The organism is Cellulomonas sp. Marseille-Q8402, assembly GCF_965119525.1.
In genome coordinates, this window is the sequence record NZ_CBCPLX010000002.1 from 1,007,457 (window position 1) to 1,032,638 (window position 25,182).

Annotated in this window: 24 protein-coding genes; 19 read left to right on the forward strand and 5 right to left on the reverse strand. The window is 73.7% G+C overall.

The window, feature by feature from the left end; all coding sequences use genetic code 11:
* Positions 1 to 35 precede the first annotated feature (35 nt).
* Positions 36 to 1,082 carry a 4-hydroxy-3-methylbut-2-enyl diphosphate reductase gene (locus ACWPWW_RS15575; RefSeq protein ID WP_454051249.1) on the forward strand — a complete coding sequence of 349 codons (1,047 nt, stop codon included), beginning with the start codon at positions 36 to 38 and terminating at the stop codon, positions 1,080 to 1,082.
* Positions 1,083 to 1,134: 52 nt separating this feature from the next.
* Here ACWPWW_RS15575 and ACWPWW_RS15580 read toward each other — a convergent pair whose 3' ends face one another.
* Entirely contained in the window at positions 1,135 to 2,499 is a 1,365-nt protein-coding gene (locus ACWPWW_RS15580; RefSeq protein WP_454051250.1) for a DNA recombination protein RmuC, read from the reverse strand.
* Between the two features lie 51 nt (positions 2,500 to 2,550).
* On the opposite strand from ACWPWW_RS15580, the gene ACWPWW_RS15585 reads away from it, so the two are divergent.
* From ACWPWW_RS15585 to ACWPWW_RS15605, 5 genes are all read left to right on the forward strand, one after another.
* Positions 2,551 to 3,327: an ABC transporter ATP-binding protein gene (locus ACWPWW_RS15585; RefSeq protein WP_454051251.1), complete on the forward strand. Its 777-nt coding sequence runs from the start codon at positions 2,551 to 2,553 to the stop codon at positions 3,325 to 3,327.
* Positions 3,303 to 4,865 (forward strand): hypothetical protein, encoded by a 1,563-nt coding sequence (locus ACWPWW_RS15590; RefSeq protein WP_454051252.1) that lies wholly within the window; start codon positions 3,303 to 3,305, stop codon positions 4,863 to 4,865. The genes ACWPWW_RS15585 and ACWPWW_RS15590 overlap by 25 nt, the downstream gene beginning before the upstream one ends.
* A 51-nt stretch (positions 4,866 to 4,916) precedes the next feature.
* Entirely contained in the window at positions 4,917 to 6,002 is a 1,086-nt protein-coding gene (ychF, locus tag ACWPWW_RS15595; protein WP_454051253.1) for a redox-regulated ATPase YchF, read from the forward strand.
* Between the two features lie 44 nt (positions 6,003 to 6,046).
* Positions 6,047 to 6,394 (forward strand): cytoplasmic protein, encoded by a 348-nt coding sequence (locus ACWPWW_RS15600; RefSeq protein WP_454051254.1) that lies wholly within the window; start codon positions 6,047 to 6,049, stop codon positions 6,392 to 6,394.
* A 113-nt stretch (positions 6,395 to 6,507) separates the two neighbouring features.
* The gene (locus ACWPWW_RS15605; protein ID WP_454051255.1) at positions 6,508 to 7,155 is read left to right on the forward strand and encodes a D-alanyl-D-alanine carboxypeptidase family protein; all 648 of its coding nucleotides are present in this window, start codon (positions 6,508 to 6,510) and stop codon (positions 7,153 to 7,155) included.
* Between the two features lie 11 nt (positions 7,156 to 7,166).
* Here ACWPWW_RS15605 and ACWPWW_RS15610 read toward each other — a convergent pair whose 3' ends face one another.
* Both ACWPWW_RS15610 and ACWPWW_RS15615 read right to left on the reverse strand, forming a co-directional pair.
* Entirely contained in the window at positions 7,167 to 7,610 is a 444-nt protein-coding gene (locus tag ACWPWW_RS15610) for an iron chaperone (protein ID WP_454051256.1), read from the reverse strand.
* A gap of 97 nt (positions 7,611 to 7,707) precedes the next feature.
* Entirely contained in the window at positions 7,708 to 8,400 is a 693-nt protein-coding gene (locus ACWPWW_RS15615; RefSeq protein ID WP_454051257.1) for a hemerythrin domain-containing protein, read from the reverse strand.
* A gap of 84 nt (positions 8,401 to 8,484) precedes the next feature.
* On the opposite strand from ACWPWW_RS15615, the gene ACWPWW_RS15620 reads away from it, so the two are divergent.
* The 5 genes from ACWPWW_RS15620 to ACWPWW_RS15640 all read left to right on the forward strand — a co-directional run bounded on the left by ACWPWW_RS15620 (position 8,485) and on the right by ACWPWW_RS15640 (position 14,578).
* Positions 8,485 to 9,024, forward strand: a complete 540-nt coding sequence (locus ACWPWW_RS15620; RefSeq protein ID WP_454051258.1) for a CGNR zinc finger domain-containing protein — start codon at positions 8,485 to 8,487, stop codon at positions 9,022 to 9,024.
* 85 nt (positions 9,025 to 9,109) lie between these two features.
* On the forward strand, positions 9,110 to 9,517 hold the full coding sequence (locus tag ACWPWW_RS15625) for a VOC family protein (protein WP_454051259.1): 408 nt from the start codon (positions 9,110 to 9,112) through the stop codon (positions 9,515 to 9,517).
* Positions 9,518 to 9,839: 322 nt separating this feature from the next.
* On the forward strand, positions 9,840 to 11,684 hold the full coding sequence (locus ACWPWW_RS15630) for an ABC transporter family substrate-binding protein (protein WP_454051260.1): 1,845 nt from the start codon (positions 9,840 to 9,842) through the stop codon (positions 11,682 to 11,684).
* 207 nt (positions 11,685 to 11,891) lie between these two features.
* Positions 11,892 to 13,523, forward strand: coding sequence for an ABC transporter permease (locus tag ACWPWW_RS15635; protein WP_454051261.1), 1,632 nt, complete (start codon positions 11,892 to 11,894; stop codon positions 13,521 to 13,523).
* The gene (locus tag ACWPWW_RS15640) at positions 13,520 to 14,578 is read left to right on the forward strand and encodes an ABC transporter permease (protein WP_454051262.1); all 1,059 of its coding nucleotides are present in this window, start codon (positions 13,520 to 13,522) and stop codon (positions 14,576 to 14,578) included. The genes ACWPWW_RS15635 and ACWPWW_RS15640 overlap by 4 nt, the downstream gene beginning before the upstream one ends.
* A 3-nt stretch (positions 14,579 to 14,581) precedes the next feature.
* Here ACWPWW_RS15640 and ACWPWW_RS15645 read toward each other — a convergent pair whose 3' ends face one another.
* Positions 14,582 to 15,196, reverse strand: a complete 615-nt coding sequence (locus tag ACWPWW_RS15645; RefSeq protein WP_454051263.1) for a PH domain-containing protein — start codon at positions 15,194 to 15,196, stop codon at positions 14,582 to 14,584.
* A 94-nt stretch (positions 15,197 to 15,290) separates the two neighbouring features.
* Between ACWPWW_RS15645 and ACWPWW_RS15650 the strand changes: the two genes are divergently transcribed.
* The 6 genes from ACWPWW_RS15650 (at position 15,291) to ACWPWW_RS15675 (ending at position 23,159) form a co-directional block, all read left to right on the forward strand.
* Positions 15,291 to 17,213: an ABC transporter ATP-binding protein gene (locus ACWPWW_RS15650; protein WP_454051264.1), complete on the forward strand. Its 1,923-nt coding sequence runs from the start codon at positions 15,291 to 15,293 to the stop codon at positions 17,211 to 17,213.
* Positions 17,214 to 17,345: 132 nt separating this feature from the next.
* On the forward strand, positions 17,346 to 19,274 hold the full coding sequence (gene typA / locus ACWPWW_RS15655) for a translational GTPase TypA (RefSeq protein WP_454051265.1): 1,929 nt from the start codon (positions 17,346 to 17,348) through the stop codon (positions 19,272 to 19,274).
* 10 nt (positions 19,275 to 19,284) lie between these two features.
* Entirely contained in the window at positions 19,285 to 20,265 is a 981-nt protein-coding gene (locus ACWPWW_RS15660; RefSeq protein WP_454051266.1) for a PIG-L family deacetylase, read from the forward strand.
* 52 nt (positions 20,266 to 20,317) lie between these two features.
* Entirely contained in the window at positions 20,318 to 20,701 is a 384-nt protein-coding gene (locus tag ACWPWW_RS15665; RefSeq protein ID WP_454051267.1) for a hypothetical protein, read from the forward strand.
* Positions 20,698 to 21,231, forward strand: coding sequence for a flavin reductase family protein (locus ACWPWW_RS15670; protein WP_454051268.1), 534 nt, complete (start codon positions 20,698 to 20,700; stop codon positions 21,229 to 21,231). The genes ACWPWW_RS15665 and ACWPWW_RS15670 overlap by 4 nt, the downstream gene beginning before the upstream one ends.
* Positions 21,232 to 21,368: 137 nt before the next feature.
* Entirely contained in the window at positions 21,369 to 23,159 is a 1,791-nt protein-coding gene (locus ACWPWW_RS15675) for a VanW family protein (RefSeq protein WP_454051269.1), read from the forward strand.
* Positions 23,160 to 23,163: 4 nt separating this feature from the next.
* On the opposite strand, the gene ACWPWW_RS15680 is transcribed toward ACWPWW_RS15675, so the two are convergent.
* Complete coding sequence (locus tag ACWPWW_RS15680; protein ID WP_454051270.1) at positions 23,164 to 23,445, reverse strand: putative acetyltransferase; 282 nt, start codon at positions 23,443 to 23,445, stop codon at positions 23,164 to 23,166.
* A 119-nt stretch (positions 23,446 to 23,564) separates the two neighbouring features.
* Between ACWPWW_RS15680 and fdxA the strand changes: the two genes are divergently transcribed.
* Entirely contained in the window at positions 23,565 to 23,891 is a 327-nt protein-coding gene (gene fdxA, locus ACWPWW_RS15685) for a ferredoxin (RefSeq protein WP_454051271.1), read from the forward strand.
* Positions 23,892 to 23,894: 3 nt separating this feature from the next.
* Positions 23,895 to 25,043 (forward strand): succinyldiaminopimelate transaminase, encoded by a 1,149-nt coding sequence (gene dapC / locus ACWPWW_RS15690; RefSeq protein ID WP_454051272.1) that lies wholly within the window; start codon positions 23,895 to 23,897, stop codon positions 25,041 to 25,043.
* Positions 25,044 to 25,182 lie beyond the last annotated feature (139 nt).

The following is a 25,182-nucleotide window of genomic DNA, read 5'->3' on the forward strand; positions in this document are numbered from 1 at the left end:
GCCGCGCCCGGCAGCACCCCACCTAGACTGGCCGGGTGACCGTCGCCCCCGGTGCCGAGCCGAGCGCCGCCCCCGTCCGCGGGCGCGTGCTGCTGGCCGCCCCGCGCGGGTACTGCGCCGGCGTGGACCGCGCGGTGGTGGCGGTGGAGCAGGCGCTGGAGCACTACGGCGCCCCGGTGTACGTCCGCAAGGAGATCGTGCACAACCGGTACGTCGTCGACTCGCTCGCGGCGCGCGGCGCGGTGTTCGTCGAGGAGACCGACGAGGTGCCCGAGGGCGCCCGCGTGGTGTTCTCGGCGCACGGGGTGTCCCCGGCCGTGAAGGCGGCGGCCGAGGCCCGGTCGCTGCGCACGATCGACGCGACCTGCCCGCTGGTGACCAAGGTGCACCGGGAGGCCGTCCGGTTCGCGGCCGACGACCTGGACGTCCTCCTGATCGGCCACCCGGGCCACGAGGAGGTCGAGGGCACGCAGGGCGAGGCGCCCGAGCACGTGCAGGTCGTGGCCTCGCCCGAGGCGGTCGCCGACGTGGTGGTCCGGGACGAGTCCCGGGTGGTGTGGATCTCGCAGACCACGCTGTCCGTCGACGAGACGATGGAGACGGTGCGCCGGCTGCGCGAGCGGTTCCCGCTGCTGCAGGACCCGCCGAGCGACGACATCTGCTACGCCACGCAGAACCGGCAGGTCGCGGTGAAGAAGCTGGCGCCCGAGTGCGACGTGGTGATCACGGTCGGGTCGGCGAACTCGTCGAACTCGGTCCGGCTGGTCGAGGTCGCGCTGGAGGCGGGCGCGCGGACCTCGTACCGGGTCGACACCGCGGCGCAGGTGGACCCGGCCTGGCTGACCGGTGCCCGCACCGTCGGGGTGACGTCGGGGGCGTCCGTGCCGGAGCTCCTGGTGCGGGAGGTGCTGGAGCTGCTGGCCGTGCACGGGTTCGGCGACGTCGAGGAGGTGCGGACGGCGACCGAGGACCTGATGTTCTCGCTGCCGCGGGAGCTCCGCACCGACCTGCGCGCGGCCGGCACCGACGACCCGCGGCCGCGGCGGGGCGAGCGCCGCGACCTGTCGATCCACCCGGCCTGACCGGCCGTACCGCGTCAGGCGTCCGCGCGTGGCGTCACGCCTCCGCGCTGCGTCAGGCGTCCGGGCGCACGTCCCCCAGCACCGCGTCGTCCAGCGCCCCGAGGGCATCGGCGCGCCGTCGTCCGGTGCCGGGTGCCGCCGGGCCGTCGGCGTCGATGCCCACCACGCGCTCCGACTCCCAGGCCACGAGCTCGGGCGCGGTGACCACGGAGAGCCGCCGCTCGACGGACGGCGGCGTCTCCAGCCCGGCGTCGACGACGCGCAGGTCCTGGAACTTCCGGGCGCTGACCAGCACGCGCGACTCCAGCGACGCCACCGACTGGTTGTACGCGGTCGCGGCCGAGTCGAGCGCCCGCCCGACCTTCGACAGGTGCCCGCCGAGCGTCGCGATCCGTCCGTGCAGCTCCTTGCCGAGGTCCAGCACCGCCTGCGCGTTGCTGGCCAGCGCGTCCTGCCGCCAGGCGTAGGCGACGGTCCGGAGCAGCGCGAGCAGGGTCATCGGGGTGGCGATGACGACGTCCTTCTCGAACGCCCGCTCCACGATCCCGGGGTCGACGTCGAGCGCCGCGTGCAGGAACGCCTCGGCCGGGACGAACATCACGACGAACTCGGGGGACGGGCTGAACTGGTCCCAGTACCGCTTGGCGGCGAGCTGGTCGACGTGCGCGCGCAGGTGCCGGGCGTGCGCGGCGAGCCGGCGCTCCCGCTCGGCCGGGTCGGTCGCCTCGGCGGCCTCGAGGAACCCGAGGAACGCCACCTTCGCGTCCACGACCACGCGCTTGCCGCCCGCCAGGTGCACCACCATGTCGGGCCGCAGCAGGCCGTCGTCGGTGCGCACCTGGTCCTGCTCGGCGAAGTCCACGTGCGGCAGCATCCCGGCGGCCTCGACCACCCGGCGGAGCTGCACCTCGCCCCACCGGCCGCGCACCTGCGAGGAACGCAGCGACGTGACCAGCTGCGACGTCTGCTCCCGCAGCCGGCCGGCCTCCTCGCGCATCTGCCGGACCTGCTCCCCGAGCGCGGCGTCGCCCCGGGCGCGGCCCTGCTCGGCCGTGCGCAGCTCGGCCCGCACGGCGTCGAGCGTCCGCGCGAGCGGATCGACCAGCGCCCGCACCGCCTGCTCGCGCTGGGCGAGGTCGCCCGCCTGCTCCTGGTGCCGCGCGGCGAGGCTCTGGTGCGCGAGCGCGAGGAACTGCTCGCTGCTCTGCGCGAGCGCGTCGGCGGCGATGGACCGGAACCGGTCGGCCTGGCGGTCCTCGTCCGGCGCGCCGCCCAGCTCCGCCGCCGTCCGCCACCGGGCCGCGTCCACCTCGGCCGCGCGCAGCCGGTTGCCCGTCCGCGCGGACGCGCCCAGCCAGCCCAGCACGGCGCCCACGAGGAGTGCTCCGGCGAGTGCGACGACGAGTCCCGTGTCCATGACCTGCAGATTGCCAGGCACCACCGACACGCACGCACCTATGCTGGGGCGATGACGGCCCCGGTCGCACCACCCGCCCTGTCGATCCAGGGCGTCTGGAAGCGCTTCGGCCAGAAGATCGCGGTCGCGGGCGTCGACCTGGAGGTGCCGTCCGGGTCGTTCTACGGGCTGGTCGGGCCGAACGGCGCGGGCAAGACCACGACGCTGTCGATGGCGACCGGCCTGCTCCGCCCGGACTTCGGGCGCGTGCTCGTGCGCGGCCACGACCTGTGGGCCGACCCGCTCGCGGTCAAGACCCTGCTGGGCGTGCTCCCCGACGGCGTGCGGCTGTTCGACCGGCTCACCGGCGCGCAGCTGGTCACCTACGCCGGCCTCCTGCGCGGCCTGGACCGCGACGTCGTGCGGGACCGCACCGCGGACCTGCTGCGGACGTTCGACCTCGCCGCCGACGCGGACACCCTCGTCGTGGACTACTCGGCCGGCATGACCAAGAAGGTCGCCCTGGCCTGCGCGCTCGTGCACGCCCCGCGGGTGCTCGTGCTGGACGAGCCGTTCGAGGCCGTCGACCCGGTGTCCGCCGCGAACATCCGCGACATCCTCGCGTCCTACGTCGCGGGCGGCGGCACGGTGGTCGTCTCCTCGCACGTCATGGACCTGGTGCAGCGGATGTGCGACCACGTCGCCGTGATCGCCGGCGGGCACGTGCTCGCGCAGGGGCCGATCGCGGAGGTCCGCGCCGGGGCCACGCTCGAGGACCGCTTCGTGGAGCTGGTCGGGGGTCGCCGCACGGAGGGGGCGCTGGCGTGGCTGCGCACCTCGTCCGACTGAAGCTGGCCCTGCTGCGCAACGGTCTGCGGCGCAGCGTGTGGAAGCTGATCGGCCTGCTGCTGTCCGTCGCCTACGCGCTGTTCCTCGTCGGGCTCGCGACCGCCGGGCTGGTCGTGCTCGGCGCGCAGGACGACCCGGAGCTGGCCCGCACGGTCGTCGTCCTGGCGGGGACGCTGCTGGTCGCGGGGTGGTGGCTGCTGCCGCTGGTGGCGTTCGGCGTCGACAGCACGCTGGACCCGGAGCGGTTCCGCCTGTTCCCGCTGCGCCGCCGGCACCTGCTGACGGGGCTGACCCTCGCGGGCCTGGTCGGCGTGCCGGGGGCCGCCACGGTGCTGCTGGGCGCCGCGTCCGCGCTGGCCTGGTGGCAGCGGCCGGCCGCGCTCGCCGCGGGCCTGCTCGGCGGGGCGCTGGGGGTCGCGCTCTGCGTGGTCGGTTCCCGGACGGTGACGACGCTGCTCGCCCCGCTGGTCGGCGGCCGCCGGTTCCGGGAGGTCGCGGCCGTGCTGGCCATCGTCCCGCTGATGCTGGCCGGGCCCATCCTGCTCGGCGTCACCGCGGGCCTGTCGGCCGTCGCCGAGGCGCTCCCCGAGGCCGCGGTGGTCGCCGGCTGGACGCCGCTCGGAGCGCCGTGGGCGCTCGCCGCCGACGTCGCCGGCGGGGCGTGGCTCGCGGCGGTCGCCAAGCTCGCGCTCGCGCTCGGGACGCTCGGCGTGCTGGTGCTCGTCTGGGACCGGGCGCTCTCGGCGGCGCTGGTGCGGCCCGGCGGCAGCGGCCACGTGGCACGCAGCGCGGGCCTCGGGTTCTTCGGCCGCCTGCCCGCCACCCCGACGGGGGCCGTCGCCGCCCGCTGCCTCACCTACTGGCTGCGCGACTCCCGCTACGCGGCGGCGGTCGCGGTGGTGCCGGTCCTGGTGCTGCTCCTCTGGTTCCTCGGCCGGGGCGGCGACGCGCTGCTCGGCGCGGGGGTGCTCGTCGCCTTCGTCATGGGCTGGTCGCTCAGTGCGGACGTCGCGTACGACGACACGGCCTTCTGGACGCACCTCGCCGCGCCGATCGACGGCCGCGTCGACCGCGCGGGGCGGGCGCTCGCCGGCCTCCTGGTCGGCGGCGTGGTCGTGCTCGCCACCGACGTCCTGGTCCTCGGCGTCAGCGACCGCTGGGACGCGACGCTCCCGGTGCTCGGCATGTCCCTCGGGGTGCTGGCCGTGGGCATCGGGGCGTCGTCCGTGTACTCCGCCCGCGTCGTCTACCCGGTGCCCAAGCCGGGGGACAACCCGTTCTCCACGCCGCAGGGGTCGTCGTTCGCGGTGATGCTCTCGCAGACCGTCGGCATGCTCGTGCTGCTCGCGCTGTGCGTCCCGACGATCGCCCTCGGCGTCGTGGCGGTGCTCACCGACGTCCTCCTGCTCGACGTCCTGGCGCTGGTCGTGGGCCTCGGGGTGGGCGCCGCGGTGCTGCTGCTCGGGATCCGGGCCGGTGCGCGGGTGTACGACCAGCGGGCGCCCGAGCTGCTGCAGACCATCCGCTCCTTCGCCTGAGCCGGGCGCGCAGGCTCCACGCCGGGCCGCGGACCCCTAGGATGGTCGCCCGTGGCACTCACCATCGGCATCGTCGGCCTGCCCAACGTCGGCAAGAGCACGCTCTTCAACGCGCTCACCCGCGCCCAGGTCCTCGCGGCGAACTACCCGTTCGCGACGATCGAGCCCAACGTGGGGGTCGTGCCCCTGCCCGACCCGCGGCTCGAGAAGCTCGCGGAGATCTTCGGCAGCGAGAAGATCCTCCCCGCCACGGTGTCGTTCGTCGACATCGCCGGGATCGTCAAGGGCGCCAGCGAGGGCGAGGGGCTCGGCAACAAGTTCCTCGCGAACATCCGCGAGGCCGAGGCCATCTGCCAGGTGACCCGCGCGTTCGCCGACCCCGACGTCGTGCACGTCGACGGCCGCGTCTCGCCCAAGGACGACATCGAGACGATCAACACCGAGCTGGTCCTGGCCGACCTGCAGACGCTCGAGAAGGTCGTGCCGCGGCTCGAGAAGGAGGTCCGCATCAAGAAGGCGGACCCCGCCGAGCTCGCCGCGGCGCAGGCCGCGCAGGCCGTGCTCGAGTCCGGCCAGACGCTGTTCCAGGGCGCGAAGGCCGCCGGCATCGACCTGGCCGACCTCGCGTCGCTGCAGCTCATGACCGCGAAGCCGTTCATCTACGTCTTCAACACCGACGACGCCGGCCTGGCGGACACCGCGATGCAGGACGAGCTGCGCGCGTTCGTCGCCCCGGCCGACGCGATCTTCCTCGACGCGAAGTTCGAGTCCGACCTGGTCGAGCTCGAGCCCGACGAGGCCAAGGAGATGCTCGCGGACAACGGCCAGGACGAGGCCGGCCTCGACCAGCTCGCCCGGGTCGGCTTCCACACCCTCGGCCTGCAGACCTACCTGACGGCCGGTCCGAAGGAGTCCCGCGCCTGGACCATCCACCAGGGCTGGACCGCGCCGCAGGCGGCGGGTGTCATCCACACGGACTTCCAGAAGGGCTTCATCAAGGCCGAGGTCATCAGCTTCGACGACCTGGTCGAGGCCGGCTCCGTGGCGGCCGCTCGGTCCGCGGGCAAGGCGCGCATCGAGGGCAAGGACTACGTCATGGCCGACGGCGACGTCGTGGAGTTCCGCTTCAACGTCTGACCGCCGGGTCGGGGCCCTGGACGGGGCGCCGCCGCACGAGGACCATGACGGAGATGGCTCTCGACCCGGTCGTGACGAATCCCGACCACTACGCCGTCGTCTTCGAGAACGCGCTCGTCCGGGTCCTGCAGTACCAGGACGAGCCGGGCGACCGCACGACGCCGCACGTCCACCCGGACAGCGTCATGCTCACGCAGTCCGCGTTCCGGCGCCGGCTCAGCGGGTCGCAGGGCGAGCGCGACGTGGAGCTGCCGCAGGGCGCCGTGGTGTGGCTGCCCGCGCAGGAGCACACGGGGGAGAACACCGGGACGACGCCGACCCGGGTGGTGCTGGTCGAGCTGAAGGGCAGCACCGCGCCGCCCGCGGCGGGCCCGGTGCTCGGCCCGGGCTGAGCGCGTCGGCCCGAGCGACCCGCCGCCTCGGGGGCACGGCCGCCGGAGCCTCGCGACGCCGAGGTCTAGCGTGAGCACGAGCTCATCCGCGCACCCGGACCGGAGGCGGTGCGATGGCGAACCTGACGCACGTCGGGGGTGGCGCCTTCCTCGCGCCGGACGCCGCCGTGTCCTACCTGCACTGCCGCCGGGACGGGGCCCCCGAGGGCATCACGACGGCGTGGCGGTCCCGGGAGTTCCAGGCGCAGCTGTACGCCGCCTTCCTCGCCGGCACCGGCGCGCTCGCGTCGAAGCCGGGGACGTCGAAGCACGAGGTCGGGATGGGGCTCGACATCCCGGACGAGGGCGAGAACCCGCGCGACTGGTTCGAGCGGCGCGGGCACGCGTACGGGTGGGTCCGCACCAACCGCGAGGCGTGGCACTTCGAGTACCGGCCGCGCCTCGACGAGCACGTCTCCGACGCCCCGATCGCCCTACCCCTGGAGGCCGACGTGTCCCTCACCCCCGCCGAGGCCGAGAGCCTGAACGAGTGCCGCCGGATGCTCGGCGTGCTGCTGGGCTGGACCGCGCCCGCGCCGGGCAGCCCCGAGGTCGCCGCGCTCGCGCTGCTCCGCGGCGGCGACACGGCGCAGCAGGCCGCCGCCGCCGTCGTGAACCACGAGAACATCACCGAGCCGCGCCGCATGATCGGGGCGCTGCTCGGCTGGAACGACGGCACCGGCCCCGAGCCGGACCGGATCGCGAAGCTCACCGGCGCCTGAGCGGCCGCGCCTCAGGCGTCGCCCGCGGCCCGCGCCACGAGCACCCGGATCTGCTCCGCCTCGACGTCCGTGACGCGGGTCAGCGCGTACGCCGTCGGCCACATCGCGCCGTCGTCGAGCCGGGCGTCGTCGTTGAACCCGAGGGTCGCGTAGCGGGCCTTGAACTTGCTCGCGGGCTGGAAGAAGCACACGACCTTGCCGTCCCGGGCGTAGGCGGGCATCCCGTACCAGGTGCGCGGCTCGAGGCCGGGGGCGGCCTCGCGGACGAGGGCGTGCACCCGCTCCGCCATGACGCGGTCGTCCTCGGGCATCTCGGCGATCTTCGCGAGCAGCTCGGCCCCGGGGTCGGCCTTCGCCTTTCCGGGGCGCTTCGTCGCGCGGACCTCCTGGGCCCGCTCCTTCATGGCGGCGCGCTCCTCGGCGGTGAAGCCGCTGGTCGTCTCGGTGGTGGCCATCTCGGGTCTCCTCGTGCAGGAGGTCGTCATCCGTCCCGCCCAGGCTAGGGAGCCGGCACCCCGCGAGGCTTCTCCGATCCTGACGGGTCGCACCGGGTCACCCGCGGACGGGCACCCCGTAGACCCGCGCCCGGTGCGCGGCGAACGTCCGTCGCCCGACGACGTGCCACAGCAGGCGGGCCGGCGCGGGCAGGTTGGTGCGGAGCCAGCCCGCGCGCTCGGCCGGGGGGACGGCGTCGAGGATCCACCCGAGCTGGATGAGCATCCGGTCGCGGGGGATCGCCGCCATGCCGTGCTCGTGCAGCTGGTCCCACTCGCGCTGGGACATCACGCTCGAGGCCGTCGGCAGGATCCGCTCCTCCTCCTCGCCGAGGTGCTGGACGAGCAGCCGGTGCAGCGCGTCCAGCCGCCGTGCGACCTCGTCGCGCGCGTCCGCCGACGCGTCGGCCTCCCAGGCGGGCAGCGCGGCATCGATATCCGCCAGCAGGTCAGCGACCGCGCCGTGCTGGGCGCGCATCAGCCCGACGTGCAGGGCGCAGCCGGGGGAGCGCTCCTCGAGGGTGTCCCAGAGGAGGAGGTCCTCGCCCTCGTGGTGGTGGTGCAGGCCGCCGGCGACCTCGCGGACGTGCGCGGCGACGACGCGCACCCGGGCGGTGTCGCCCTCGGCGACGCCGCGGACGAGGACCGGGGCGTCGGTGAAGGCCCGGCGGAACAGCTGGTGGACGTGGATCAGCCCGGAGGTGTCGCAACCGGGGAGGTCCGCCGCGCGGCGGTCGGTGCTGGCGGTCATCGTCGAGCTCGCTCTCAGCAGGGGTGCCGTCGTGGCGACGTCACCGGTGTACTCGGTACGGTGGTGACGACTATCCTCACGGGCATGTCCGACGTCAAGGCTCCGAGCACGGTGGCGCTCAGCGCGCTCGACCGCTGGGTGCAGCGCGGCACGGAGCCCGGGGTGGCGCCGGACGGGACCGAGGCTCTGCGCGCGCTCCTCAACACCGACGACCGGTTCCACGGGGTCGACCGGCTCCGGGGCGCGGGGCCCGACACCCTCGTCGCGGTGCGGGACGCGCTGCGGGACTACCTGACCCGGGGGGACGGCACGACCCTCGCCGCCGTCGCCGCCGAGCACCCGCTGGTGCTCGATCCCGGCGGCGTCGGGGTCCGGCTCGTCCCCGCGCCCGGGACGACCGGCGACCGCGCGCTGGTGGCGGGGGTGCTCGCGGCGCTGCACCGGGCGGTGGCCACGGGGGAGTGGGCGCGGCTCAAGGCCTGCGCGAACCCCGACTGCCAGTGGGTCTACCACGACGCCTCCCGGAACCGGTCGGGCCGGTGGTGCTCGATGGGGGAGTGCGGGGACGTGATGAAGGCGCGGGCCTACCGGCGGCGCGGCCGGGCCGGCGCCGGCCCGGCCTGACGCGGGCGCCGGCGCTGCGAGGCACCGGACCTACGCTCGCGGGTGCCGGCCGGACGACGGTCGCCCGGCCCGCGATGGAGGCGTGATGCTCTCCGACCACCCCGCGATGCCCTGCCTCGCGGTGAGCGACGTGGCGCGGGCGCGCCAGTTCTACGAGCAGGTCCTGGGCTTCCGGCAGACGGAGATGCCCGGCCTCGACGACACGATGGGCGTCGTGTACGCGACGAAGCAGGGCGCGATGCTCGTCTACCCGTCCTCCTACGCCGGGACGAACAAGGCCACGAGCGTGTCCTTCCAGGTCGCCGACCAGGCCTTCGACGAGGAGGTCGCCGCCCTGCGCGCGCAGGGCATCACGTTCCAGACCTTCGAGCTGCCGTCCGGCACCTGGGAGGACGGCGTGCTCAGCGACAACGGGATGCGGTCCGTGTGGTTCGCCGACCCGGACGGCAACGTCCTCAACGTCGAGGCGGTCCGCGTCGCCGCGGCGGTCTGACGCGGCAGCCGCGGCGGTCTGACGCGGCAGGAGCGGCCGGTCCCTTACCACAGAACCCCTCGCCCGCGCTGAGCCGATGGCCCCAGGACGGGCTCCGTCGGCGGCGCGGACGGCCGGACGCGCATGTTTCCCGGAGGTTACGGGCATGTAGCGTCTTGAATGCTGGACACTACTGCTCAGTATCGATCCGGTAACGATCGGCCGATCAGGGGGGCTGTGTCCATTTTGTCCTGAGTGGGGCCTCTAGCGTTGCCCCATCCATGGCGGGACCGTGCGTCTGCCGTGCTCGGGACGACCCCTCGGGGGTGGCTCGGGACGGCGAGTGACGCTGGGCGCCACCTTCACAGGAGGAACATTGAAGATCAGGCGAACAAGCGCCGTCCTGGCCGTCGCGGCGTCGGGGGCCCTCGTGCTCACCGCGTGCTCGGCCCCGGCGACGGAGAGCGAGATCGACGAGACCACGTCGGTCAACGTCAGCTGGAACCAGCCGATGTTCTCGACGAACAACCTCACGTCGAACGGCAACGCCACGGCGAACGCGAACATCATTTATCTGATGACCTCGTTCTTCAACTACTACGACGGTGACCTGAACCTCGCGAAGAACGAGGACTTCGGCACCTACGAGGTGGAGTCCGAGGACCCGCTCGTCGTCAAGTACACGATCAACGAGGGCGTCACCTGGTCCGACGGCGAGCCGGTGGACGCCGCGGACATGATCCTGTGGTGGGGCGCGCAGAACGACATGTTCGACACCACCGAGGAGTCGGAGACCGCCGAGGACGGCACGGTCTCGACCGCCGAGGGCCAGGTGTACTTCGACTCCTCGTCCGAGGCGATGAACCTGATCACCGAGTTCCCGGAGATCAGCGACGACAACCGCTCGGTCACCTTCCACTACACGGAGCCCCGCTCCGACTGGGAGGTCTCGATGAGCCAGCCGTCGCCCATCGCGGCGCACGCGGTGGCCGAGATCGCCCTGGGCCTGGACGACCCGGCCGAGGCGAAGCAGGCGCTGATCGACGCGTTCAAGAACAACGACGCGGCCGCGCTCGCCCCGATCGCCGAGACGTGGAACAACGGCTTCAACTTCACGTCGCTGCCCGACGACGAGCGCCTCTACCTCTCCTACGGCGCGTACGTGATCTCCGACTTCGTCGAGAACCAGTACGTCACGCTGACGAAGAACGAGGACTACACCTGGGGCCCCGAGCCCAAGGTGGACGAGATCACCATCCGCTACACCGAGGACCCGCTGGCCGCGGTCACCGCGCTGCAGAACGGTGAGGTCGACCTCATCGCGCCGCAGTCGTCGGTGGACGTGCTGCAGACCCTCGAGGGCATCGACGGCATCACGTACGAGACGGCGCCCGAGGGCACCTACGAGCACGTCGACCTGACCTTCAACAACGGCGGCCCGTTCGACCCGGCCACCTACGGCGGCGACGCCGAGAAGGCCCGCAAGGTCCGCGAGGCGTTCCTCAAGGTCATCCCGCGCCAGGAGATCCTGGAGAAGCTGGTCCTCCCGCTGCAGGAGGACGCCACCACGCGTGACTCCTTCACCGTGGTCCCGGGCTCGCCGACGTACGACGAGGTCATCGCGGCCAACGGCTCCGAGGCGTTCGCGGACGTGGACGTCGCCGGTGCCCAGGCCCTGCTCGCCGAGGCCGGCGTCGCCACCCCGGTGGACGTGCGCTTCCTCTACGGCAAGTCCAACGTGCGTCGTGCCAACGAGTACCAGCTGATCGCGGCCTCGGCCGCGCAGGCCGGCTTCAACGTCATCGACAACGGTGACGACAACTGGAGCTCGCTGCTCGGTGGCGGCACGTACGACGCGTCGCTCTTCGGCTGGCAGTCGACCAACACGTTCGCCCTGAACTCCGAGGCGAACTACATCGAGGGTGGCGTCAACAACTTCGGCGGGTACGCCAACCCCGAGGTGGACGCGCTCTACGGCGAGATGTCGACCAACACGGACCCCGAGCGCGAGACCGAGCTGACGATCGAGATCGAGAAGCTGCTCAACGCGGACGCGTTCGGCGTCAACCTCTTCCAGTTCCCCGGTGTGGTCGCGCACCGCGACGTCCTCCAGGGCGTCTCGACCATCGCGCTCTCGCCGACGATCTTCTGGAACTACTGGGACTGGGAGATCACCGCGTCCGAGTGACGCCGTGATCTGACCGACCCAGGTCTCCACCCGACGGGGGCACTGCGGCCACACCGCCGCAGTGCCCCCGTCGGCGTGCCGATCCTGCTCAGCCCGCACCAGCCCGAGCTCGCTCCGCCCCACGAGGGCCGGCGATCAGCGTCCCCTATCCGGTACGCGTAGAATCGCCCATCGCGAGTCATCCCCTCCCGTGAGGTCAAGGACCCTATGGCCACCTCTGCCCCTACCCGTGCCACCGGCGTGCCCGCCGTGGCCGGGGCGCCGGAACCGGCACGTCGTCCCTGGTGGCGCACCAGCGCACCGACGCTGACGTTCCTCGGCCGGCGCCTGCTCTCCTCCGCGGTCGTGCTGCTCGGAGCGACGTTCATCGTCTACATGCTCCTGGCCTACTCGCTCGACCCCCTCGAGGAGCTGCGCACCAGCACCGCCCCCAACAAGGAGGCGCTGATCGCGGCGCGCATCGACGCGCTCGACCTCGACACCCCGCCCGTCATCCGCTACCTCAAGTGGCTGGCCGGCATCGGCGGCTGCGTCATCGGCCAGTGCGACTTCGGCACCAGCTGGCGGACCGGGCAGTCGGTCCCGTCGCTGCTGAGCGGCGCCATCCCGAGCACGCTGCAGCTCGTGGCCGCGTCCACGTTCCTCGCGATCGGCCTCGGCGTCCTCGTCGGCATCGTGTCGGCCCTGCGCCAGTACACGCGCTTCGACTACAGCGTCACGTTCATGTCGTTCGTGCTGTACTCGCTGCCGTCCTTCTGGGTCGCGGTGCTCCTCAAGCTCTGGGGCGCCATCGGCTTCAACGACTTCCTCGCGGACCCGCACGTGCCACCGCTGTGGATCGCGCTGCTGTCCGTGATCTCCGGCGTGATCTGGTCGTCGGTCATCGGCGGGAGCACGCGCACGCGCTGGATCGCGTTCGGCGCCAGCCTGCTGGCCACCGCCGGCATCCTGTTCTTCGTCTCGACCAGCGACTGGCTGACGGACCCGAGCCTGGGCCCGGTCGTGATCGGCGCGCTCGGCGTGGGCGTCGCGTTCGCGGTGACCGCCCTGTCGGCGGGCCTGCGCGACCGGCGGGCGCTGTACTCCTCGCTCACCGTCGTCGCCCTCGGGGTCGCGCTGTACTACCCGCTGCAGTACGCGTTCGTGAACGCCTCCTGGCTGCTGATCGGCGGCCTGGCCCTCGTCACGCTCGCGGTCGCCGGCGTCGTCGGCTACCTGTACGGCGGGATGGACCGCAAGGTCTCCATCCGCGGCGCCATGATCACGGGCCTCTTCGTCGGCGCGCTGATCTTCGTCGACCGCGTCATGCGGGTGTGGGAGCAGTACTCCGACGCGTCCAAGATCAACGGCCGCCCGATCGCGACGATCGGCTCCCAGACCCCGGGTCTGGGCGGCGACTTCTGGGTGCAGACGCTCGACAAGTACACGCACCTGGTGCTGCCGACGATCGCCCTGATCCTCGTCTCGTTCGCGAGCTACACGCGGTACTCCCGCGCCAGCCTGCTCGAGGTGATGAACCAGGACTACATCCGCACCGCGCGCGCCAAGGGCCTGCCCGAGCGCGTCGTGACGGTCCGGCACGCGTTCCGCAACGCGCTGATCCCGCTGGCCACCATCGTGCCGCTGGACATCGCCGCGCTGTTCGGCGGCGCCATCATCACCGAGCGGATCTTCGGCTGGAGCGGCATGGGCCAGCTGTTCATCAAGTCGTTGGCCGACAAGGACGCCGACCCGATCATGGGGTACTTCCTCGTGACGGGCACGCTCCTGGTCCTGGCCAACATCGTCGTGGACTTCGTGTACGCGGCGCTCGACCCCCGGATTCGAGTCAACGCATGAGCATCCAGCCCCCTCTCGAGCCCCGCGAGGGCATCGTCGACCCGGCGGAGAACGTCGAGAACGCCATCGAGCTCAAGGAGGTCGAGGGCCTCTCGCAGGGCCGCATCGTCCTGCGCCGGTTCCTGCGCCACCGCGGCGCGATGATCTCGGCGGTCGTGCTGGCCGCGATCGTCCTGCTGGTGACCACGTCCATCGGCTGGGGCCCGATCCCCGGCTGGTGGCAGTACAACTACCGCGAGACGAGCGACATCGTGAACGCCGGCGGCGCGCCCACCATGGGCTTCGACGGCGGGTTCCACATCGGCTCGCACCCGTTCGGCCAGGACAACATCGGCCACGACGGCTTCGCGATGGTCATGCGCGGCACGCAGCAGTCGCTGACCGTCATGGTCGTGATCGGCCTGCTCTCGACGACCATCGGTGTCGTCGTGGGCGCGCTGGCGGGCTACTTCCGCGGCCGCTGGGACAACCTGCTCATGCGGTTCACCGACATGATCATCACCGTCCCGGTCATCATGATCGGCGCGATCCTCGGCGTGCTGGTCGGCGGGGCGAACCCGTGGACCCTGGCGATCGCCCTCTCGCTCGTGACGTGGACCAACATGGCGCGCCTGGTGCGCGGGCAGTTCCTCACCCTGCGGGAGCGGGAGTTCGTGGACGCCGCGCGCGTGGCCGGGGCGTCGAGCTTCCGGATCATGTTCAAGCACATCCTGCCGAACGCCGTCGGCGTGATCATCGTCAACGCGACGCTGCTCATGGCCTCCGCGATCCTGCTGGAGACCGCGCTGTCCTACCTCGGGTTCGGCATCAGCAGCCCCGAGGTCAGCCTGGGCCAGCTCATCAACGAGTACCAGTCGGCCTTCGCCACCCGGCCCTGGTTGTTCTGGTGGCCCGGTCTGTTCATCGTGGCGATCGCCCTGTGCGTGAACTTCATCGGTGACGGCCTGCGCGACGCGTTCGACCCGCGGCAGCGCCGCATCCCGACCAAGCGGGCCCTGTCGAAGGCGGACGCCCGCCGGGCCGACGCCGGGGCCCGGACCACGGCGAGCGCCTGAGTGTCACAGCGCGACGGTCAGCGCGCTGGCCGCGATCAGCACGACGATCGCGGCCAGCGTGCCGACGTGCCAGCGGACCCGCGGCCGGGCGCGCTCGACGCGCGGGTCGTCCAGCAGGCCGGCGTCGCGCAGCTCCTCCCAGCGGGTGCGCACGATGATCGCCGCCTGACCCGAGGCGCTCGACGCGAGGTCGCCGGGGCGGATGCTGCCGCCGGCGCCGTAGCTCGACCCGGGCAGGTGCGCGGCGTCGTCCGCGCCGGACACCGTCACGCGGGTCCGGCTTGGCGCGGGTGCGGCCCACGCCGCGTAGTCGCCGTAGGCGGTGTGCAGCGTGAGGGCGTACTGGGTGTCCACGCGCTGGATCGTCGGCCAGGGCAGCTCGATCGTCCGGGTCACGTTGCGCAGCTCGACCCCCGCGGGGCTGATCAGCACGGCGGGACGCCAGTAGGCGGCCCAGACCAGCGCGACGCCCAGCAGCACCGGCGCCACGAAGGGCCACGTCGCACCCGGGTCGGCCACCAGGCCGGCCACGAGGCCACCGCCACCGAGCGTCGCCACGACCACCGCAAGAACCCGGCCGAAGGCCGGCCTGTACTCCACCACGTCCGCCGAGACCATGCGGACATCGTCCCAGACCAGGGGACTCCCGCCCGTCTCGACGTCGCGCGGCCCGCACCCCTCGGGCTCGCCCCACGGAAGGATCTCGTGAACCGTGACCACTGACACCGCCTCTGCCCCGGGTACGCCCCCGGTCGACGCCAAGGCCCCGATCCTCGAGGTCCGCGACCTCACGGTGGAGTTCTTCGTCGACGGCGAGTGGTTCCCGGCCGCCGTCGACGTCAACTACGACGTCCGCCCCGGCGAGGTGCTCGCGATCGTCGGCGAGTCCGGCTCCGGCAAGACCCAGTCGTCGATGTCGCTCATCGGCCTGCTGCCGCCGAACGGCCGGGCCGAGGGCTCCGCGCGGCTCGCCGGCCGCGAGCTGCTCGGGCTGAACCACAAGCAGCTCTCGGGCGTGCGCGGCAAGGACGTCGCGGTCATCTTCCAGGAGCCGATGACGGCCCTGAACCCCGTCTACACGATCGGGTTCCAGATCGTCGAGACGCTGCGCGTGCACTTCGAGATGAGCCCGAAGGAGGCCCGCGCACGCGCCGTCCAGCTGCTGCGCATGGTCGACCTGCCGAACCCGGACGAGGCCGTCGACAAGTACCCGCACCAGCTCTCCGGCGGCCAGCGCCAGCGCGCGATGATCGCCCAGGCGCTCGCCTGCGAGCCGAAGCTGCTGATCGCCGACGAGCCGACCACGGCCCTCGACGTGACGGTGCAGGCCGAGATCCTCAAGCTGATGCGCGACCTGCGGCACCGCGTCGACGCCGGCATCATCCTCATCACCCACGACATGGGCGTGGTCGCGGACCTGTCCGACCGCGTGATGGTGATGAAGAACGGCCGCGTGGTCGAGTCCGGCACCTCGGACGAGATCTTCAACCGGCCGCAGCACACGTACACCCGCCAGCTGCTGGACGCGGTCCCGCACCTGGGCTCCGAGACGTTCGCGGCCGCCGGGCTGAACGGCGACCACCCGGTCGCCGAGGCCGAGGGCACCGCCGCGCTGCACGTCTCCGAGCGGCCGCTCGGCCAGCCCCTGCAGCGGCCCGGCACCCTGGACACCACGCAGACCGGGTTCGCGTTCGAGGCCGAGGGCCTGGTCATCGAGTACCCGGGCCGCGGCCGCGTCCCGGCCTTCCGGGCGATCAACGGCATCGACCTGACCATCGGCAAGGGCGAGGTCGTCGGCCTGGTCGGCGAGTCGGGCTCCGGGAAGACGACCGTCGGCCGCGCCGCCGTGGGCCTGCTCCCGGTCGCGGGCGGCTCGCTCAAGGTCAACGGCGTCGAGCTGGCCGGCGTGAAGCCCAAGGACCTGCGCGCGGTCCGCCAGGACGTGTCGATCGTGTTCCAGGACCCGGGCTCCTCGCTGAACCCGCGCCTGCCGATCGGCGAGTCGATCGGGGAGCCGCTCAAGCTGCACAAGGTCGCGACCGGCGCGGACCTGGACCGCCGGGTCGAGAGCCTGCTGGACCGGGTGCACCTGCCCCGCGCCATGCGGAACCGCTACCCGCACGAGCTGTCCGGCGGCCAGCGCCAGCGCGTCGGCATCGCCCGCGCCCTGGCCCTGTCGCCCAAGCTGCTGATCGCGGACGAGCCGACCTCGGCGCTCGACGTGTCCGTGCAGGCCCGCGTGCTGGAGCTGTTCCAGGAGCTGCAGCGCGAGTACGGCTTCGCGTGCCTGTTCATCAGCCACGACCTCGCGGTGGTGGAGATCCTGTCCAACCGGATCGCCGTGATGAACAAGGGCGACCTGGTCGAGGTCGGCCCCCGCGCGCAGATCCTGCGCAGCCCGCAGCAGGACTACACGCGGCGCCTGCTCGCCGCCGTCCCGGTGCCGAACCCCGCGGAGCAGAAGCTGCGCCGCGAGGAGCGCGACCGGCTGCTGGCCGCGGCCGCCGGCACGCCCGCGCCGGGCGCCACCGCGCTGGCCGACGGGCTGCGGGTCCAGGCCTTCGAGGACGCCGAGGTCGAGAACAAGGGCAGCTACGAGGGCAACATCCGCCCCCGCGGCGGATCGGGCGTCTGACCAGCCCCCGCACCACCCCGCGCGCCCCGGCACGAGCACCCTCTCGTGCCGGGGCGCGCGTGCGCGTACACTTGATCGGCGCTCGACGTCGTCGCGCCCTCACACTTCACCCCTCGCGGAATGAGTCCTGACATGTCTGTGCCCGACGGCACCCGGGTGCGCGGCGATCTGCGCAACGTCGCGATCGTCGCCCACGTCGACCACGGCAAGACCACGCTCGTGGACGCCATGCTCCACCAGTCCGGCGCCTTCGGCGCGCACGCCCACGTGGACGAGCGCGCGATGGACTCCGGCGACCTGGAGCGCGAGAAGGGCATCACCATCCTCGCCAAGAACACCGCGGTCCGGTACGCCGGCCCCGCGGCGGCCTCGGTGGGCGAGCCCGGCGGCATCACCATCAACGTCATCGACACCCCGGGCCACGCCGACTTCGGCGGCGAGGTCGAGCGCGGCCTGTCGATGGTCGACGGCGTCGTGCTCCTGGTCGACGCGTCGGAGGGCCCGCTGCCCCAGACCCGCTTCGTGCTGCGCAAGGCGCTCGCCGCGAAGCTGCCGGTCATCCTCGTGGTGAACAAGGTCGACCGCCCCGACTCCCGCATCACGGACGTCGTCGCCGAGGCGACCGACCTCCTGCTGGGCCTGGCCTCCGACCTGCACGACGAGGTCGAGGACCTGGACCTCGACGCGATCCTCGACGTCCCGGTCGTCTACGCCGCCGCCAAGGCGGGCCGCGCGTCGCTGACCCAGCCGGCCGACGGCGGGCTGCCGGACTCCGAGGACCTCGAGCCGCTGTTCGCGACGATCCTCGAGAAGATCCCGGCCCCGACCTACACCGAGGGCGCGCCGCTGCAGGCGCACGTCACCAACCTCGACGCGTCGCCGTTCCTCGGCCGCCTCGCGCTGCTGCGCATCTTCAACGGCGAGCTGACCAAGGGCCAGACCGTCGCCTGGGCGCGCCACGACGGCACGATGCAGAACGTCCGCATCACCGAGCTGCTCGAGACGAAGGCGCTCGACCGCGTGCCGACGGACAAGGCCGGCCCCGGTGACATCGTCGCCGTCGCGGGCATCGCCGACATCACCATCGGCGAGACGCTGACCGACCCCGACGACCCGCGTCCGCTGCCGCTGATCACGGTCGACGACCCGGCGATCTCGATGACCATCGGCATCAACACGTCCCCGCTGGCCGGCAAGGGCGGCAAGGGCCACAAGGTCACCGCCCGCCAGGTCAAGGACCGCCTCGACTCGGAGCTGATCGGCAACGTCTCGCTCCGCGTCGTCCCGACCGACCGCCCCGACGCCTGGGAGGTCCAGGGCCGCGGCGAGCTGGCGCTGGCGATCCTCGTCGAGCAGATGCGGCGCGAGGGCTTCGAGCTCACCGTCGGCAAGCCGCAGGTCGTCACCAAGAAGATCGACGGCAAGGTGCACGAGCCGGTCGAGCGCATGACCATCGACGTCCCCGAGGAGTACCTCGGCGCGGTCACCCAGCTGCTCGCGCAGCGCAAGGGCCGCATGGAGACCATGTCGAACCACGGCACCGGCTGGGTCCGCATGGAGTTCCTGGTCCCGTCCCGCGGCCTCATCGGCTTCCGCACCCGGTTCCTCACGGACACCCGCGGCACCGGCATCGCGTCGTCGATCGCCGAGGGCTACGAGCCGTGGGCCGGGACGATCGAGACCCGGATCTCCGGCTCGCTCGTCGCCGACCGCGCGGGCGTCGTGACGCCGTTCGCCATGATCAACCTGCAGGAGCGCGGCTCGTTCTTCGTCGACCCCACGCAGGAGGTCTACGAGGGCATGATCGTCGGCGAGAACTCCCGCCAGGAGGACATGGACGTCAACATCACCAAGGAGAAGAAGCTCACCAACATGCGGTCGGCCACCGCGGACAACTTCGAGAACCTGGTGCCGCCGCGGCACCTGACCCTCGAGGAGTCGCTGGAGTTCGCGCGTGAGGACGAGTGCGTCGAGGTGACCCCCGAGGTCGTCCGCATCCGCAAGGTGATCCTCGACCAGACGGAGCGCGCCCGCGCCGTCGCGCGGACCAAGCGCGCCTGACGCCTCCGGCATGAGCGCCATCGCGAGCACGTCGCCCGTCACGGGTGGCGTGCTCGCGGTGCATGCGCACCCGGACGACGAGACCCTGTCGACCGGCGCGCTGCTCGCCACCTGGGCCGCCGCCGGGCTGCCCGCGACCGTCGTGACGTGCACCCGCGGGGAGCGCGGCGAGGTGATCGGCGCCCCGCTCGCGCACCTCGAGGGGGACGGCCCGGCCCTGGCCGCGCACCGCGAGCACGAGGTGGCCGCGGCCGTCCGCGCCCTCGGCGCGGACCACGCGTTCCTGGACGCCCTCCCGCTCGCCGGCTCGGCGCGCGCGGTGCGGTACGAGGACTCCGGGATGGCCTGGGTGGGGACCGGGCGGGCCGGTGCCGCGGCCGACCTGCCGCCGCGCGCGTTCGTGGGCGTACCGGTCGACGAGGCCGCTGCGCGCCTGGCGCAGCTGATCCGGGACCGCCGGCCGGACCTCGTGGTGACCTACGAGCCGGGCGGCGGCTACGGCCACCCCGACCACGTGCGCGCGCACGACGTCACGGCGCGCGCCGTCGAGCTGGCCGCGGACGTCGTGACGCCCGCGGTGGCGTGGGCCGTCGCCCCGGCGCCCGCGCTGCGCGCCGGGTACGCCGCGCTGGCCGCGGACCCGGGCGCCCGAGCGGTGCTAGCCGCGCACGCGGACGACCGCCGCACGACCCGCGCGGGGCCGCTCGTGCTGCCCGACCCCGCCGGCCCGCTGCCGTCCGTGGCGGTCGACGGCCCGGTGGACCTGCAGGTCGACGCCCGCGCGGTGCGGGACCGCGTGCTCGCCGCGCTGCGGGCGCACGCCACGCAGGTGCAGGCGGTCACGGCGCTCGACCACCCCGACGCCGTCGCCTGCTACGCGCTGTCCAACCTCGTGCTGGCCCCGGTGCTGCCGCAGGAGTCGTACCGGTGGGCCCCGGGTCGCGCACCGGCCGCACCGCTCCCGCTGCCCCGGGGCGCGTCCCGCCGCTGAGCGCGCTCGGTGCGCGCGGGCCCGCGCAGGGCCGCGCGGTAACCTGGCGCCCGTGCCGACCCTGACGCTCCCGATGGTCCTCCGCGCGCTGGGCGCCCTGCTGCTCGGCGTGCTCGTCGGTGCGGTCGGCACCGTGATGCACCGGTCGACGCGCCCGTGGGGCGTGGTCGTCTGCCTGCTGCTGGTCCTCGCCGCGGCCGTGGTCGTGCGCGCCTGGGGCGGCTGGGTGGCCTCGGTCGGGCTGCTGGTCGGCCTGTTCGCCACGGTGCAGGTGCTGTCGGGTCGCGGGCCGGGCGGCGACGTCCTGGTGCCGGCGGACGGCGCCGTCGGCTGGGTGTGGGCGATCGGCTCGCTCGGGCTGGCCCTCGCCGCGGCCCTCGCACCGCGCGCCTGGTTCGCCGACGTGCCGCTCCGCCGCCGGCCGAGCGCACCGTGACCGAGGTCGACCCGCTCTACGGCGACGGCGCGGCCGCCACCGGGGTCGCGGCGACGGACGCGTTCCGGGCGGCGATGGGCCGGCTGCCCGCCGGCGTGGTGGTGGTGTCGGTCCGCTGGCGCGGCATGGACCACGCGATGACCGCCAGCGCGGTGACGTCGGTGTCCCTGGAGCCGCCGATGCTGCTGCTCTGCGTGCACGAGGACGCCCGGCTGCGCGAGGCGCTCGACGACGTGGACACCTGGGCGGTCAGCGTGCTGGCCGACGACCAGGGGCCGGTGGCCGACTGGCTGGCGTCGCCGGGGCGGCCCGCCATCGGCCAGCTGGACCGGGTGCCGCACACCCCGGCGCCGCGCTCGGGCGCCGCGTGGGTGACGGGGGCCGCGGCGTGGTTCGAGTGCCGCACCGCGCAGGTGGTCCCGGCGGGCGACCACGAGGTGGTGGTCGCGCACGTGCTCGAGTCACGGGAGGGCGAGCCGGAGGCGGGCAGCCTGGTGCACCTCCGCCGGCGGGTGCGCGGCCTGCGCTGACGGCCCGTCGTTGCCAAGTCGTGACCTGGGGAACCGTCCCATACGGGACACCCGGGCGTCGTGACGGGGGGTCGGGACCGTAGAATCGGCCGTCGCGGCGCCCGGCATGCGCGCCGCTGCGCGCGAGGGGGAACCGGATGACGAAGGGCAGCGCGGAGGGCACCGAGCCCACCGTGGACGGCGACGGCCCGGACGGGTCGTGGTCGCCGCTCGACGAGTTCGAGCCGGACCAGCCCCGCCGCCGCTGGCTGCGCGCGACGCTGGTCGTCGCCGGCGTGGTCGTGGTGCTGGGTGGCGCGTACGTCGGTGCCGCCTACGCGCTGGCCGACCGGGTCCCGCGCGGCACCACCGTGGCCGGCGTCGACGTGGGCGGCATGACCGCGGCCCGTGCCGAGGACGCCCTGACCTCCGAGCTGGGCGACCTCGCCACCGAGCCGGTGCCGGTCCGCGCGGAGGAGATCACCGGCTCCGTCGACCCGACGACCGCCGGTCTGCGGCTCGACGTCGAGGCGACCGTCGACGGCCTGACCGGTGCGGACCTGCGCCCGCAGCGGCTGTGGCAGCACCTGGTCGGCGGCGGCGCCGAGGCGCCGGTGACGGTCGTCGACGACGCGCAGCTCGACGCGGCCCTCGAGGACCTGGCCGCGACGCTGACCCTCGCGCCGGTGGACGGGTCCATCGTCTTCGCCGACGGGGAGCCGCACGCCGTCGAGGCCGTCGACGGCTGGGCCCTGGACGACGACGCCGCGCGGGCCACGCTGGTCGACTCCTGGCTGACCGCCGCGCGGCCGCTGGAGCTGGCGACCGACGTGGTCGAGCCCGACATCACCCAGGACGAGACGGAGGCGGCGCTGCAGGAGGTCGCCTCCCGCGTCGCCGCCGGCCCGGTCGCGGTGCAGGTGGCGGACCAGCGCGTCGAGCTGCCCGCCGACGTGCTGACCACGGTCTCCTCGTTCGTGCCGCAGGACTCGGAGCTCGCGCTGCAGATGGACGGCGCGGCGCTGGTGGAGCAGGTGCTCGCGCGCTCGACGAACCTGCTCACCGTGTCCTCCGACGCCCGGTTCGAGTTCCAGAACGACGCCCCGGTGATCGTGCCGGGGACGCCGGGCACGACGCTGGACCCGGCGACGCTGGCCGCCGCCGTCTCCGCGGCCACGCAGGACGACGAGCGCGTGGCGACGGTGGAGCTGGTCCAGTCCGACCCCGCCCAGACGACGGCGGCGCTGGAGGCGCTCGGCGTCACGCAGGTCGTCGCCGAGTTCTCCACCCCGCTGACCAGCGAGACGCGCCGCACGCAGAACATCGCCGCGGGGGCCAACGCGATCAACGGCACCCTGGTCCGACCGGGGGAGACCTTCAGCCTGACCGACGCGATCGGCCCGATCGACGCCGCGCACGGGTTCACCACCGCGGGCGCCATCGTCAACGGCGAGCACACCGACGCCTGGGGCGGCGGGCTGTCGCAGCTGTCGACCACGACCTTCAACGCCGCCTACGAGGCCGGCATGGAGGACGTCGAGCACAAGCCGCACTCCGAGTGGTTCACCCGGTACCCGGCCGGCCGCGAGGCGACCCTGTTCACCGGCACGCTCGACATGCGGTGGAAGAACACGACGCCCTACGGCGCGCTCGTGCAGGCGTGGGTGGCCGACGGCAAGACCTGGGTGCGGCTGTGGGGCACCCCGTACTGGGAGGTCACCTCCGAGTCCGGGCCGAAGACCAACGTCGTCCAGCCGACCACCGTCTACTCGCAGTCCGCGACCTGCTCGCCGCAGTCGGCGGGCAACCCCGGCTTCCGGATCACCGTCACCCGGACGATCCGGCTCAACGGCGAGGTCGTCGCCACCGAGCCGTTCAGCTGGACCTACCGGGCGCAGAACCGCGTGGTCTGCGGGCCGGACCCGGCCGCGGCGCCGCCGGCGGGCTGACGCCTCAGGCGCCTCGGCGCCGTTCGCGGCGCGGGGGAGCGGGCGGGACCACCTTGCCGAGCGCGATCTCGGCGCCGGGCACCCGCACGTCACCGGCGCCGCGGGTGCGCACGGTCACCCCGGCGTCGTCGACCGCGACCAGGTCGCCCAGCACGTCGGTGTAGGGCTGCGGCTCGCCCGCGGGCAGGCGGCGCCGCACCACGACCCGCTGGCCGACGCGCCACGCGCGCCATGGCTGCGCGTCCGTGCCGCCCGGGCTCGCGCTCGGGCTCGGGGGAAAGGTCACACCGGTCTCCGTCTCCTGGCTGCGCCGTCGGTCCGCAGGTGAGCGATACTAGGAGCAGCCGACCGAACGAACCCGGACCGCGCCCGACCGACGAGGTCGCGGCGTGTGGAGGACGCACCGTGACCTATGTGATCGCCCAGCCCTGCGTGGACGTCAAGGACAAGGCGTGCATCGAGGAGTGCCCGGTCGACTGCATCTACGAAGGCAAGCGGTCGCTGTACATCCACCCCGACGAGTGCGTGGACTGCGGCGCCTGCGAGCCGGTCTGCCCGGTCGAGGCCATCTACTACGAGGACGACGTCCCCGAGCAGTGGAGCGAGTACTACAAGGCGAACGTCGAGTTCTTCGACGACCTCGGCTCCCCGGGCGGCGCGGCCAAGATGGGCGAGATCCCCAAGGACCACCCGATCATCGCGACGCTGCCCCTCCAGGTGCACGGCGACTGACGCGTGGGTCTGCTGACCGGCGCGCTGCCGGACTTCCCCTGGGACACGCTCACCCCGTACGGCGACCGCGCCCGGGCGCACCCCGGCGGCATCGTCGACCTGTCCGTCGGCACCCCGGTGGACCCGACGCCGGAGCTGGTGCGCCGCGCCCTCGCCGACGCCGCCGACGCGCCGGGCTACCCGCAGACCTGGGGGACGCCGGCGCTGCGCGAGGCCGTCGCCGCCTGGTTCGCCCGCCGCCGCGGCGTGCCCGGCCTGGACCCCGCGGGCGTGCTGCCGACCGTCGGCTCCAAGGAGCTGGTCGCGCTGCTGCCCGCCCTGCTCGGCCTGGGCGCGGGCGACCTGGTCGCGCACCCCGCCGCGGCGTACCCGACCTACGACGTCGGCGCCCGGCTGGCCGGTGCCGAGCCGGTCGCGACCGACGACCCCGTCGCCCTGCTGGCCGGGCCCGACGGCGACCGCGTGCGGCTGGTCTGGCTGAACTCCCCGGGCAACCCGGACGGTCGCGTGCTGGGCGTCGACGACCTGCGGGCCGTGGTCGAGGCAGCGCGCGCCGCGGCGGCCCGTACCGGCCGGCCGGTCCTGGTCGCGTCCGACGAGTGCTACGCGGAGCTCGCGTGGGACGAGCCGTGGGCGACCGCGGGCGTGCCCAGCGTGCTCGACCCGCGCGTCACCGGCGGCGACGTCACCGGCCTGCTCGCGCTCTACTCGCTGTCCAAGCAGTCCAACCTCGCCGGGTACCGCGCCGCGTTCGCCGCCGGCGACCCGGTCGTGGTGGCGGGCCTGCTGGCGACCCGCAAGCACGCCGGGATGATCGTGCCGATGCCGGTGCAGGCGGCGATGACCGCGGCGCTCGGCGACGACACGCACGTGGCCGAGCAGCGGGAGCGGTACCGGACCCGCCGGACGGCGCTGCGCGGTGCGCTCGAGGGCGCCGGTCTCGTGGTCGACCGCTCCGCCGCAGGCCTCTACCTCTGGGCGCGCCCGGCGGCCGGCGACGACGACTGCTGGACCACCGTGGGCCGGCTCGCGGACCGGGGCGTGCTGGTGGCGCCCGGGTCGTTCTACGGGGCACCGCGGCACGTCCGCGTCGCCCTCACCGCGACCGACGAGCGGATCGCCGCCGCGGTCGCCCGCCTGTCCGCCCTGTGACCCGAGTCACAGCCCGCTGGGCGCCGTCCGGGATGGTCCACCCCCGGCACGGGAAGTAGCGTCAGGGCAGGCCGCCGCCACCCCCGTGGCGCGCCCGCACCGCAGCGGGCCGAGAGCAGCCGAGAGCACGCACGACCTC

Excerpts from the sequence above, each read along its gene's own strand:
- ACWPWW_RS15645 (WP_454051263.1), bottom strand. The coding sequence starts at position 15,196 with ATGGTCTCGGCGGACGTGGTGGAGTACAGGCCGGCCTTCGGCCGGGTT.
- ACWPWW_RS15610 (WP_454051256.1), bottom strand. The coding sequence starts at position 7,610 with ATGGCCACCACCGAGACGACCAGCGGCTTCACCGCCGAGGAGCGCGCC.
- ACWPWW_RS15635 (WP_454051261.1), top strand. The coding sequence starts at position 11,892 with ATGGCCACCTCTGCCCCTACCCGTGCCACCGGCGTGCCCGCCGTGGCC.
- ACWPWW_RS15605 (WP_454051255.1), top strand. The coding sequence starts at position 6,508 with ATGGCGAACCTGACGCACGTCGGGGGTGGCGCCTTCCTCGCGCCGGAC.
- ACWPWW_RS15600 (WP_454051254.1), top strand. The coding sequence starts at position 6,047 with ATGACGGAGATGGCTCTCGACCCGGTCGTGACGAATCCCGACCACTAC.
- ACWPWW_RS15625 (WP_454051259.1), top strand. The coding sequence starts at position 9,110 with ATGCTCTCCGACCACCCCGCGATGCCCTGCCTCGCGGTGAGCGACGTG.
- typA (WP_454051265.1), top strand. The coding sequence starts at position 17,346 with ATGTCTGTGCCCGACGGCACCCGGGTGCGCGGCGATCTGCGCAACGTC.
- ACWPWW_RS15615 (WP_454051257.1), bottom strand. The coding sequence starts at position 8,400 with ATGACCGCCAGCACCGACCGCCGCGCGGCGGACCTCCCCGGTTGCGAC.
- ACWPWW_RS15620 (WP_454051258.1), top strand. The coding sequence starts at position 8,485 with ATGTCCGACGTCAAGGCTCCGAGCACGGTGGCGCTCAGCGCGCTCGAC.
- ACWPWW_RS15640 (WP_454051262.1), top strand. The coding sequence starts at position 13,520 with ATGAGCATCCAGCCCCCTCTCGAGCCCCGCGAGGGCATCGTCGACCCG.
- ACWPWW_RS15660 (WP_454051266.1), top strand. The coding sequence starts at position 19,285 with ATGAGCGCCATCGCGAGCACGTCGCCCGTCACGGGTGGCGTGCTCGCG.
- ACWPWW_RS15580 (WP_454051250.1), bottom strand. The coding sequence starts at position 2,499 with ATGGACACGGGACTCGTCGTCGCACTCGCCGGAGCACTCCTCGTGGGC.
- ACWPWW_RS15675 (WP_454051269.1), top strand. The coding sequence starts at position 21,369 with ATGACGAAGGGCAGCGCGGAGGGCACCGAGCCCACCGTGGACGGCGAC.
- ACWPWW_RS15585 (WP_454051251.1), top strand. The coding sequence starts at position 2,551 with ATGACGGCCCCGGTCGCACCACCCGCCCTGTCGATCCAGGGCGTCTGG.